Annotated in this window: 1 protein-coding gene; it reads right to left on the bottom strand. The window is 70.0% G+C overall.

Translation table 11 applies throughout. The features are described from left to right. A partial coding sequence (locus tag VSR71_RS35225; RefSeq protein WP_342917936.1) for an aldehyde dehydrogenase family protein occupies window positions 1–273 on the bottom strand: 273 nt, incomplete at both ends.

Raw genomic sequence — 273 nt, 5'->3', positions numbered from 1 at the left:
CCTCGACCTTGGCCTTGTGCGCCCCGGTCACCAGCGGACCCATTTCGGCGTCTGACTCCATGCCGTTGCGGATCTTCAGCGCACGCGCGCGCTCCGCCAGCCGCGGCACCAGCTTGTCGGCAACCTCGCCCACGGCCACAGCCACAGAGATCGCCATGCAGCGCTCGCCCGCCGAGCCATAGGCCGCACCGATCAGCGCATCGACCGCCTGGTCCAGATCCGCATCCGGCATCACCACCAGGTGGTTCTTGGCCCCGCCCAGCGCCTGCACCC

This window comes from Cupriavidus oxalaticus (assembly GCF_038900635.1).
In the GTDB taxonomy this organism is placed as follows: Bacteria; Pseudomonadota; Gammaproteobacteria; order Burkholderiales; family Burkholderiaceae; genus Cupriavidus; species Cupriavidus oxalaticus_B.
Note: the sequence above shows the minus strand (reverse complement) of the source record. Positions and strands in the feature narration are given on the sequence as shown.